The sequence below is a fragment of the Alkalihalobacterium chitinilyticum genome, from assembly GCF_029028005.1.
GTDB classification, from domain to species: domain Bacteria; phylum Bacillota; class Bacilli; order Bacillales; family Bacillaceae_F; genus Alkalihalobacterium; species Alkalihalobacterium chitinilyticum.
The window spans coordinates 56,869-69,077 of sequence record NZ_JAOTPO010000019.1 but is presented as its reverse complement, the minus strand read 5'-3'; the positions used below and the strand labels follow the sequence as shown (position 1 = coordinate 69,077).

The window sequence follows — 12,209 nt, the reverse complement described above, 5'->3', positions numbered from 1 at the left end:
TCTCTCCTAATTGATAGTTTGGTCACTTTCAATCATAAGAGAGGTTAATTAAATTGGAAATCATGTGGCTCATTTTTTATGTGATCGAACTACTGGAAAGTGGCTCAATATTAAATTATCAAATACAAGAGATGATTTTACTTATCTACTAATAGAAAAAGAGAAATTAGAAAGAGAAGCTAGAAAAATAAAAGTCGGTTTTGAGAACAAGTACGATTCTCTACAGGCTCTAGCTGGAGCGTTATTACAAATTGCTAAACAAGGTATTTCCACAACTTATCAACATGAAGATAGTCCCTTAACTCGATGCAAGGGTGGAAAAAAAATAAAATCACAATACTTAAAAAATGTTATATGGGAAGGCCGTAACCAGTCCATGCATTATGAGGAAGGATTTACAGATGATTTTAAAAAAACAAAGGAATGTTTTGTAAAATTAAAGGAAGATTACAACCTAAACTTTGACATTGATAAAAATTACAAGAAAAACCTTGCAAAAGAGGTAGTGCTTGTTTTGGGATGGAAAACATATGAAGATTATAGAAAATCTATGCTTTCATTAGTATAGATAGAGAAGATGTGAATCTACATTTTCGTGACCAAGATGTTAAAAGAACAACTAATCATACAAAGTCGTTTTACTACACAGTACAACCATACTATCAATAGTAAATGATATTCCACAATTAGAACTATTGCAGAAGACCAAAGCCTAATTCCACTTTATAAATAAGGATGGTTAGGCTTTTTTACTTTAAAACAGTTGTTGACATTCTTCTATTGGTAAACAAGTTGACTGCAAGTGGTAAATTTCGTGGCAACTGCTGGTAAAAAACATGACACAGATGGTACATTCTATTGGCTTTAATCATATGCTAACATTTGCTAACGCAATTAAGTAAAAACTGTAACATCTCGTTAAAGATGTTACAGTTAGAAAAACCCCAAACGTTGATTTACCGCACTTTTGGTACATAACATGAAAGATGTTACAACTTATCATATTGTGGGCGGCATGATGTGAGGGATTTTGAGTGATTTGCAAACAGGATGCTAACATAATTTAAATTAAAGAGGCTTCTGATTAGTTGACTAAACTTTCGGGAAGCTTTTTTTTATTTCTTGGGTTACATGAGGAAAGAAATCTTTCGTGACTTAATCATCCGACTGGCCTATTCGGTCCATAATTTATTTCAGTGCGATACTGGTCTAGGAAAGAAGCGAAAGTCATTAAGCACATTTCGATACATTCATCTATTAATGACAATTAACGGATATCTATGAAAAATAGGGTAACAGCTTAATTATTCAGAATGTTGAAAATGGCAAGTGGGCAAAAGTTATGGAAAAGTGTAGTAATATAAGTGGTGTAATTATACAATTAGTGTGAATGAAACGGTTTGTAAAAAACCTTTCATTATAACCTAAAACAACATTTACCTTTATCTTATCATTTAAAAAGTCAGTTTCTAGAGAAAAGGTCTTTAGTAACAAAAAGCTCGTAGACATTGAATAAAGAATAGGTGATAGAAGTGGGAGAAGGAAAAAAACATAAGTTTCAAAAACTAACTCCAGTTAATAATGTAGACTTAAAACTTTATGAAGATGCTATTAACTACATTTTTGATAATCCTGATGTTCGGAATGTTGCGATATCTGGAGCATATGGTGCCGGTAAAAGCAGTGTAATAGCAACGTATGGGAAAAAGTATAGTGACTTGCGATTTGTGCATATTTCACTTGCGCATTTCAAACAGCCTGATAAAGAGGACGAAATTGAAATTAAAGAATCTATCTTAGAAGGGAAAATACTAAATCAACTTATCCACCAAATTCCATCGGAAAATATTCCTCAAACAAATTTTAAAGTAAAGAAAAAAATAGAAACTAAGAATATTGTACGTAGTGCTGTTTATACGATGCTATTTTTAATATCTATACTACATATTACTATGTTTGGATTGTGGAATGGGTATGTGGCATCACTATCAACTTCTTGGATAAAAAATATTCTAGAAATATCAGTAAATCAATCTATGCTTATCATAAGTGGATTACTGGTTGCTATCACATTCTACATATTTCTTTACTCAATGATAAAATTACAAATGACCAAAAATGTATTTAGAAAAGTCAGATTGCAGGGTAACGAAATTGAGATTTTTGAGGAAAGTGAAGAATCCTATTTCGATAAATATCTAAATGAAGTTTTGTACCTATTTGAAAATGTTGAAGCTGATGTCATTGTGTTTGAAGATATGGACCGCTTCGATGCAAATAGAATTTTTGAACGCCTACGCGAGATTAACACCTTAGCAAACATCCAACTTGAAAAGGATAATAAACATCCACTTCGATTCTTCTATCTTGTGAGGGATGATATTTTTGTATCAAAGGATCGTACAAAGTTTTTTGATTATATAGTACCTGTTGTTCCTGTTGTCGATAGCTCTAATTCATATGATCAATTCATATCGCATTTTAAGGAAGGTGGTATTTATGACCTATTTGATGAAAATTTTCTACAGGGTCTTTCATTATATATTGATGACATGAGACTCCTAAAAAACATATACAATGAGTTTTTTATTTATAATAACAGACTTAATACAACCGAACTTAATTATAATAAAATGCTTGCTATAATAACCTATAAGAATTTGTTTCCACGAGATTTTAGTGAATTACAACTTAATCAAGGTATGGTATATACACTTTTTGCAAAAAAGGATGATTTTATCAAAACGGAAATTGAAAGGTTAAGAGATTTAGCAGCCGATAGTAAAAGACAGATTGAGTTTCTGAGAAAAGAGCATTTAACTTCCAACCAAGAATTAGATGATGTATTTATTCAAAAGCGAGCACGATTACCTAACAATAATTACAGTCAACGGCAGGAACTGGAGAAGAAGCTTGGTGAGGAATATCCTATCCGTAAACAGGCTATAGAGAACAAGTTAAATAATCGCCTGCCTTATTTAGAAGATCAATTATTTCGTCTTGAACAGGAAATGGTTTCAACTCAAAGCAAACAACTTCATGAAATTATTACAAGAGAAAATATAGAATTTATTTTTAAAGTAACAACAACAAATGAAATAGGCGTTGAAACTAACTTTCATGAGATTAAAGGTAGCGAATACTTTGCCTTACTGAAATATCTTATACGTAATGGGTTTATAGATGAGACCTATGCTGACTACATGACTTATTTCTATGAGACCAGTCTGAGCCGAGTAGATAAAACTTTTTTACGAAGTATTGCAGACAAGAAAGCAAAAGAATTTACATATCAGCTAAAAAATCCATCGTTGATAACTAATAGGCTAAGATTGGTGGATTTTGACCAAGAAGAAATCCTTAACTTCGACTTGCTTCAATACCTTCTGCGGACACCAGATAACCGAGTATTTCTTAATAGGTTTTTGCAACAACTAAGAAATAACAGAAACTTTAAGTTTGTAGGGGAATACTTTAATACTGAAAGGGAACTTTCTGCTTATGTAAAGGATCTTAATAAGCAATGGCCGGGAATGTTCTCCTCTGCAATAGAAGCGGGTGCTTTGACAGATAAACAAATACGTCTATATTCAATATATACTCTTTACTATTCTAATGATGACGATCTTCAAGCATTAAATAACGAGAATTATCTTACTTGTTATATTTCTAGCAGTTCGGATTACTTACAAATAGATGAACCCAATATCGATAAGCTAATACATGGTTTCATTCTATTGAATGTATCCTTTGTAGGTATTAACAATGCACATGGAGACCTGCTGGAAGAAGTTTATAGAAAATCACTATACGAAATTAACTTTGAAAATTTAAGATTTATGCTTAGAGAATTTTATCAAGTTGAGGATGATAACGACATTTATCATAGGAACTATACACTCGTGCTCACTCAACCTGAGTCTCCTTTAGCCCAATATGTAAAAAACAGTATTTGCAACTATATTGACGTTGTTCTGTCAAACAGTAGAAGTGTAATCAAAGATGATGAAAAAGTCGCCTTACTTATCTTGAACAATGAAACAATAACGGGTGACCAGAAAAATGCTTACATGGAATTATTAAGAACTACCATTACATCTATTATTGATATAAACGATAGAAGTTTATGGAGTTCACTATTACACAATCGTTTAGCTAAATATTCAGAAGAGAATATCATCGAATACTTTAGAGACAGTAAATCGTTAGAACCTACATTAATAGAATTCATAAACAGTGATGAATCAATGTTGAATTTTTCGGAGGTAAGAAACAATTATGGGTCTGAAGAGGCTGAAAAATTCTTTGATGCTACTATCATTTCTAATAAATTAGGTAATCTCAAATATAGGGAGATACTAACTTCGCTAGGTTTCTCATATAATTATTTTAATATTAATGAAATATCAGACGAAAAGTTACGCATTCTTATCGATGAAAATATTGTTCCTATGAATTTAGATAACTTACTGTTCATAAGAGAAAATTATAAAAACCAAGTCATATACTTTATTGAAAAAAATTCAAATGAGTATGCCAACACAATTACAAGTGAAGTGTTTGTACTTGATGAGGTGGTCGAGGTACTTTCATGGGATGTTGATGATGATATAAAAATTAGGTTGCTTGGATATACGAGCGAACGGTTATCTATTTTGAATAAAGGATATTCTACCGCTGTAAATGAAATCATTTTGAAAAATAATCTCGATCCTAATGACCTTTCCCACCTATTTGGAACTTATGAAGCTTTGAATGATGTAATTCAGAAAGTAATACTTGACTTGGCTACAAAAAGGATAACTTTAATCATCTCAGAGCCTAATAGTGTTTCTGATGAATTACTTAAAACACTATTTGAATCGGGTGGTTTGGAGTATAGACTAAAAGTTGATTTATTCATATCTTTGCTTCCCTATCTGGAAGAAGAGGTTTGTAAAGAATATCTTGATTTATTGGACTTGGCTGAGTATAACAAAATATTTAGATATCGTACTAGACCGAGTTTTGAGATTAATACAATAAATGAAAGACTATTAACAGCTTTTAAAGATAACAACTTGATACGTGATTTTCAGGAGGATCAAGGTAAAGAAGGATACTATAAAATAATTCGATCTTGAAACTAATATCTTAATCGCAAAGGTTACATTAAAACTACTTGACATAGCCAGTTTTAACATTACTTCTGTTAGTTTTATGAAGACCAAAGTTAATTTCAAAACTAGGTGGTGGGAATAGTCATATGTAATCGTTTAATTATAGTGATTATTTTTGAACCTTCTCTTGATTCTTTAAAAGGATAATGTTAAATATGTGGAGTCTATCCAAAGACTTAATGCTACTTAATTTATGAAATGGTTGTAGATATAAAAAAGAAGGACTATCTTAAATAGTTCTTCTTCATTTCTTTATCGTAAACTCTTCAGATCTACTAAAAAAACCGTGCTTTTTGTTAATCATATCAATTGGAACGTTTAGTTCAATATAATGTATGGGATTTTCTTCTCTTAAGTATGAAAGTGTTTAACCTCATTTCCGGACTTGAACTCATAAAAATCACTGGTTTTGATAAAGATTTTTACAGTAGGTTGCAATTATATAACTCCTATCATTGGTTTATTCTTTTACTACAATCATCTTAGCCATAATCAATAATTATATAAGTAGTTATACTTTGTTTTATAACTGTTGCAATTCTTTACTTATGTTTTTAATAATTTCCCCATTCTAATGGCTGTGTACTGGTATACAAGGCTTTCAAGTAAATGATTTAAAAGGGTGAAAAAATATAAAATTTTTTAAAAATATTTTTATCACTTTGGTTTGCCGTTATAAACTCATGCATTATACAATATAAATAACAAAATATCTTACATGCATCTTCGCTGGAAGCACCAGGCAGATGGATTGTGGTCCTCACAATCCGTTTGCCTTTTTTTATTGTAAATTCGTTATTTAGGAGGGAAAGAACTGTTTTTTCAGCGATTTTGCGTGAATGAATTACATATTTTAAGGAGGAGTTCTACTATGGAAAAATCAATAGAAAAATATCCGATTGTACTCAAAGCATGTGATATTGCAGAGATATTGGGGGTTTCAGAGCCTACTGCTTACAAATTAATGCGTCAACAAGGCTTCCCGTTGATAAGCTTTGGAAGAACGATGAGAGCACTCCGTGACGAGTTCTTTCATTGGTTGGAAGAACAATCAAAGGTTTCATGGAAAAGCTGATTGCTTTTAGGCTCATAAACAGTAAGAAAAACGAGGGGATGATTAGGAAGCCATGTGGGTGAGATAGAAAGAGAAAATGTCGGCAAAAGATAGAAAAACCATCCAGCAAAACGTAATAGTATCTGTGTAGTAGCTTTATTATTCAGGTACTTATTCATGAGTAATCATCTAGATTCGAAGAATGGAAAAAGGAATGATGCATGTAATCCGCTAGCTTTTTATAGGAGCTATGAATTAATTCTACATTCTTCTTATAAATGAATAAGCATGTGTTCATACTGCTAATGACCACATGCTTACCGAATAAATGGAGGTAAGTATGGCTAAAAAGCACTCAATAGGAAGAGGGAAAAATAAAAAATTTATTGTTCGGTATGATGACTATTCAACAGGTATTAGAAAACAAAAGCAAAAAACCTTTAAGTTAAGTAAAGAAGCGGATGATTTTATTTTCCGGATTAATTCGCTAAGAAATGGGAAAAAAGATTACCCGTTCCTTCCTGTTCAGCAGGAACCAGAGAAGGAGGAAATTCTTTTTCGTCAATTTGCAATGAAATGGTATGAGGTAGACTACTATCGAAGTGTTAGGGCATCGACATTTAAAAATCGACGTTTCTATTTAGATAAACACATCCTTCCTTTTTTTGGTGATAGATACCTGCATGAAATATCGGGGGATGTTCTTAACGAATTTTATGCTGAGTTGAAACGTAAAGGATATGCTCCTAAAACCATCAGTAGTATTCATAAGTTTTTATCCCGTTTACTAAAATCTTCTGTTAAAAAGGGATATATAGAGGTAGATCCAATGGAACAATTAGAGGCTAAACCCAAGGATCCCATTCGTAAAGCCCATCCATGGAGTTATGCAGAAATCGTGCAATTCATTGATGCAGCGGAGAAAGAAAAGAAAGATGTTATGTATGATTTCACATTACATACGGGATTAAGACAAGGTGAGGTGTTTGCAGTTCCTTGGTTTAACATCGACTTTGATGAGAAAACCGTGATTGTTACAAGAAGTGTTTCCTATGATGAGAACGGCGTTCCTGAGCTTATTCCCAAATCACAAGAAAGTTATCGAACCGTTTCGCTTCCAACGGATTTAATCGACAAATTGAAACAACATCAAAAACAGCAGCAACTCATGAAGGAACGATTTGGAACGCATTATCACCATGAATTGGATCTTGTGTTCCCAAAAAGTGACGGTGGGTTCCATAATCCTTCGAATGTGCGCAGACAATTATATCGGTTAATGGAAAAGGCCAATGTCAGACGAATATCGTTTCACGATCTGCGTCACACGCACGCTCGTATGCTAATTCAAAGTGGTGCGAATCCTAGCATCGTGCAAAAACGTCTTGGACATGAGGACATTGAAACAACGTTTAGATATTATGGGCATTTATGGCCAAATGCCGATAAGGAGGCAGTTGAAAACTTAGAAAAAGTGATGGGAAAATACAAAAAGAAATAATCATCTCAGGATTAAATGTGAGTTTTTGTGAACTTCACATTTTTGAGGGATATAAAAGAGGGGATGAAAGATGTAGACAACCCTTATGGGACAAGGGTTTTGGGTTGGTGGAGCATAGGGGGCTCGAACCCCTGACCTCTACGCTGCCAGCGTAGCGCTCTCCCAGCTGAGCTAATGCCCCGTTCAAGTTTTACTAATTTCTTTTAATTTACATTTCTCAACTCATTCTGTCAATAGGATGTTTACCTTTAGTTGAAAGAAAGAAAATGGATCATTCATTTTTATAATGTACTCATACGTAAGGTTTAAAAGAGTGCAGCCTATCAAAAAATCCACTCAATAATATACCAAGCCACACCGCCGATAACTCCTACAACAAGTGCACTTAAAATATTTTCCTTTGAAAACTTTTTATGCTTGACGAAATCGAAAATGACCCATCCGAAAAAAATCGCTATACCGAAAAGAAGTGCCTCAACCATTAGTTTTTACCCCCTTATTTACTATGCTTAGTTTAACAGAAAAACCGCTTGGTTGACAGTTTTTCCGTCCATGTTAGTTTATTTTAAAGGTACTTTTCGATAGCAATCTAGTCATTTGGTTTCATAGCTCGAATTTTGTTCTGCAAATTAATTAGTAATTTTTCCTAGAAATGGTGAGACCTTTAATTTTGTAGTACGTATTACTTATCGAAATACAGGGGAACGATTTCTTCATGTATAAATAATAAAAGTAAATGGGAGAGGTGTTTTTATGTCAGAAGTAAAAGTTAGTTCAGAAGAAAACTTTAAGCCTGAAAAACCTTCATTACTAGGGATGGTTTTTAGTCCAGGCGAGCAATTAGAGCGAGTGAAGGGAAATCCAAAAGTTCTCGTTCCGCTTTTATTAGTTACTCTACTTTATACGATTGGAGCAGCTATTACTGCATTCGGAATGGACAGTACTTGGATTTTACAGGAGTTAGGTCCTGATGAAGCACAATTTTTTGCTGAAATAGAAGGATTTATGCGAGTTATGATTTTAGTGACGGGATTATTGGTTCCTTTAATCGGTGCTTTAATCTTTGCAGTTGTTTTTCTTATTGTGGCTAAAGCCGCAGGAAAGGCAAATGTCACGTTTAAAAAGCTGTATTCTTTAAGTTTATTTGTTTCAGTAATTGGAGGTCTTGGCTTTTTATTTAATGGGATTATGACTACAGTGTTTGGAGCGAACCCCAACACTCCGTTTACAAGTTTAGCTGTTTTAATGCAAGCCGAAGGAAAACTAGCGATAGTCCTTGCTACTATTGAAGTTTTTACGATATGGCAGATAATTGTAACCGTTCTTGGTGTAAGGAAAGTAGCTGAATTTAATGCTGGTTTAGCTTGGGCATCAGTGATTATCTACACCGTAATTGGTATTTTTATTAGTCTTATAGGGGTATAAGTTTAGATAATCGGATTGAGTAGTTACGATTAAGTAGAACAGGGGGCTGCTATAAATAGCACCTCTGTTTTTTATTTTATGACGATAGCATGATCAGGGTTTATCAATATATCTAGTGCACTAATTGTAATCAAGTTGTTCCTGTTAGGGCACTCAGAAGCCCTTATTTGTGGCAAAACAGTTAATTTCAAAGGTTTAGGTGTCTCAGAAGCCCTTATTACATGAATAACGAGGTGATTTCTCAAGAATTCTATAAAATAAGGGCCTCTCAGTGCTATAACACCAATAAAATGATAGATTTTGAGAAAATAAAGGCCTCTCAGTTCCCTAAAATTCATTTATATTTTTGGATATCAAACATATTGAATTACCAGCCATCTCACAATCCTCTAGTAACCTCAATATTAAGTACAATATCAATCTTCGTATTACAAGCAACTTACATAAAATTTGGTATATAAAAATATTTTATTTAACCCCCTCAAAATCAAAATCTCCTGCGTAAAGCTATAGGAAAGCGGCTTTCTTAACAACAAAATATGTACATAGCTGTGAGGTGCCTCATGTTAAAAATTAAAAAAATTATGGTTTGTTTACTAGCGGGTGCAATGCTTGCTGCGGGGTGTTCTTCAGTATCATCTACACCAGCTGATGAAGCACAAGTCGAGAGTAAAACAATCTTTTATGAAAATATGGATGCTGGATTAAAAATCTATGAATCTAACCAATGGACGCTAGAACAGGAAGTGTTTACACGAAATTTAAATGCAACCTTTCAATATGAAACAGTAAAAGCAATTGTTTCGGTGCTCCCTAGTGAAAAGTCTATGGATCAAATTAAACAGGAACTTCAATTAGGGGATGGATTAATTACGATCCTAGAAGAAAGCGATCATTTCTTTTCATTTCATACGAACCAGAAAGAAGGGATTCGATCAGATTTATTCCTAGACCATGATCAAGGAAAGACATTAATTGTAACCTTCATGTCTCCAATGGATGATTTCGAACGGTATCAGGAAGATATGAACCAATTCAAAAAAAATATAAAACTTACTGAACAAGAGTTGTAATGAAAGGGAGAGTTAAATGAGGAAGATAGTTTGTACAATAGTAGCAGGATCATTTTTATTCGCAGGAACGGTTTATGGTGAACAAACTTTAGTAATTGAAGAGACAGTAAATACAAATGATCAAACTAATTACATTGAAGAAATTGAAATTGAAGATGAAGAAGATGGTACTGGGCATGATGAAGCTACTACAGATACAGATGTTGATTTATTAGATTTTGTTGATACTTTTCAATCTACTTTAGTTGATTTAACAGATAATGAGAAAGATAGATTGAGATTACTAATTGAATTTGTAGCAAATACAAATATTCAATTAGAAAGTCTTCTTCAGCAAGGAGAGTTTGAATTAGCTGCACGTTTATTTGAAAAATATAATAAAGGTCTAGAAAACATAAATAACCTTCTTGGAAATGATCAACAGGAAGATGAAGTCGTTGAAGATGAAATTATTGAAGATGAAATAAAAGATGGAATTGTTAAAGAAGACGAACTGAAAGATGAAGATGAACTTGTAACCGACATTGAAGACGAAGTTGCTGAAAGAACTTCGATGCGTGGTGTAAATTTATTAGCATTATTAGAGCGTGATGACTTACCAGAACCAGCAAAGGCTGGAATAAAAAAAGCTCTTGCTAATCAAGAAAGAGCAATGGAAAATCGTCAACGAGCGAAAGAGAGAAACGAACTTCGAAAAGCACAAAGAGAAAATAAGGAAGTGAAGGAAGAAGAGCTTGAAGAAGAGTTTGTTGACCTAGAGGACGTAACGGCTCCCAAAACAGATAAAGTGAAGGAGCCAAAAGGAAACCAAAAGCCAAAGAATGAAAATGCAAAAAAGGGGCAAGAACGAGCGGAGCAAGCTAGAGAAAATGCAAAGCAAAAAGCAGAACAAGGTCAAAAACGCGGTCACGATGCGAAGCAACCTGGAGAAAGCCGTGGTCAGGAAGCGAAAGAAAATGGACCAGGAAACTCAAATGGTAAAGGCAATGGAAATGGACCAGGAAACGGGAACGGCAACGGAAATGGTGGAAGACCTTAAGAAATAAATTAGACTGACTGGCTCATTTGAACGTGTCGTGCACACCTCAAGAGAGGCGCTGGCGCATGGGTCAGTCTTTTTCTAAAGACATATCACAAAATAGCTGTTCTCTAGGTAAAATTTGGCGTACAAGAAGGAGCGCTGTACGTCTCTAATAAGCTTTACCTATTCATTAATTTAGCGTATGCTTATCGACATACAACAGCGGTTTCATGAAGAAGGTGTATCGATAATGGAGAATTTTAATTTAAACACAACCCTTGCTCAAGCAAAGACGGGGAATGACATTGCACGTGAGCAATTAATTCTTCATTACAAGCCATACGTCATCAATATTACTGGCAATATTTGTAAAAGGTTTATCACCTGGAGCGACGAGGAATCGAGTATAGCAATAATTGCCTTTAATCGAGCCATCGATACTTTTTCTGAAGAAGGTGGACGTACTTTTCAAAACTATGTTTATTTGTTGATTAAACGAGATCTAATTGACTTCTTCCGAAAAGAACAAAAGGAATCTCACCTATCTCTTACATTGGATGATTCTGAGCAGGATACACTTACTTCAAATTTTGAAAATGATAAGGCGATCGAAAAGTATGAAGAAATGGTCCAGTCACATGACTTAGTAGATGAAATCTTAGAATTAGATCAGAAGCTCAGCGAATACAAAATATCATTTGAGGAACTCGAGCATTACTCACCTAAACATGAAGATACTCGATTGTCTTTATTTGAAATGGCTGCTGTTTTTGTAAATGATGATGAACTGGTGGACAGCTTGCTACGGAAAAAGCAGCTGCCAATCGGTCCATTTTCTAAAAAAGCAGGCTACAAAAAAAAGACGCTTGAGCGTCACCGAAAATATATTATCACATTAATTGTAATTAGCTTAAATCCACAATGGGTCCACTTAGCCGAATATGTTAAAGGGACTTCAGGAAAAGGGGGGAAATAA

General features: G+C 33.8%; 9 protein-coding genes and 1 tRNA gene. 8 read left to right on the top strand and 2 right to left on the bottom strand.

The features are described from left to right. Window positions 1–64 precede the first annotated feature (64 nt). The 4 genes from N7Z68_RS20445 to N7Z68_RS20430 all read left to right on the top strand — a co-directional run bounded on the left by N7Z68_RS20445 (window position 65) and on the right by N7Z68_RS20430 (window position 7,714). Window positions 65–568: a hypothetical protein gene (locus tag N7Z68_RS20445; RefSeq protein ID WP_275120326.1), complete on the top strand. Its 504-nt coding sequence runs from the start codon at window positions 65–67 to the stop codon at window positions 566–568. 964 nt (window positions 569–1,532) lie between these two features. Then, a complete protein-coding gene (locus N7Z68_RS20440; RefSeq protein ID WP_275120325.1) occupies window positions 1,533–5,123 on the top strand; it encodes a YobI family P-loop NTPase in 3,591 nt (1,196 codons plus the stop codon). Between the two features lie 907 nt (window positions 5,124–6,030). Further along, window positions 6,031–6,234 (top strand): helix-turn-helix domain-containing protein, encoded by a 204-nt coding sequence (locus N7Z68_RS20435; protein WP_275120324.1) that lies wholly within the window; start codon window positions 6,031–6,033, stop codon window positions 6,232–6,234. 319 nt (window positions 6,235–6,553) lie between these two features. After that, window positions 6,554–7,714 carry a tyrosine-type recombinase/integrase gene (locus N7Z68_RS20430; RefSeq protein ID WP_275120323.1) on the top strand — a complete coding sequence of 387 codons (1,161 nt, stop codon included), beginning with the start codon at window positions 6,554–6,556 and terminating at the stop codon, window positions 7,712–7,714. Between the two features lie 105 nt (window positions 7,715–7,819). Here N7Z68_RS20430 and N7Z68_RS20425 read toward each other — a convergent pair. Together N7Z68_RS20425 and N7Z68_RS20420 are read right to left on the bottom strand one after the other, a co-directional pair. Beyond that, window positions 7,820–7,895: transfer RNA gene (locus N7Z68_RS20425), tRNA-Ala, on the bottom strand. Window positions 7,896–8,037: 142 nt separating this feature from the next. Next, window positions 8,038–8,196 carry a hypothetical protein gene (locus N7Z68_RS20420; protein WP_275120322.1) on the bottom strand — a complete coding sequence of 53 codons (159 nt, stop codon included), beginning with the start codon at window positions 8,194–8,196 and terminating at the stop codon, window positions 8,038–8,040. Window positions 8,197–8,467: 271 nt separating this feature from the next. On the opposite strand from N7Z68_RS20420, the gene yknW reads away from it, so the two are divergent. From yknW to sigI, 4 genes are all read left to right on the top strand, one after another. Continuing rightward, entirely contained in the window at window positions 8,468–9,139 is a 672-nt protein-coding gene (gene yknW / locus N7Z68_RS20415; RefSeq protein WP_275120321.1) for a YknW family membrane protein, read from the top strand. 563 nt (window positions 9,140–9,702) lie between these two features. After that, window positions 9,703–10,212: a hypothetical protein gene (locus tag N7Z68_RS20410; protein ID WP_275120320.1), complete on the top strand. Its 510-nt coding sequence runs from the start codon at window positions 9,703–9,705 to the stop codon at window positions 10,210–10,212. 16 nt (window positions 10,213–10,228) lie between these two features. Further along, window positions 10,229–11,251, top strand: a complete 1,023-nt coding sequence (locus N7Z68_RS20405; protein ID WP_275120319.1) for a hypothetical protein — start codon at window positions 10,229–10,231, stop codon at window positions 11,249–11,251. A gap of 232 nt (window positions 11,252–11,483) precedes the next feature. Next, window positions 11,484–12,209, top strand: coding sequence for an RNA polymerase sigma-I factor (gene sigI / locus N7Z68_RS20400; protein ID WP_275120318.1), 726 nt, complete (start codon window positions 11,484–11,486; stop codon window positions 12,207–12,209).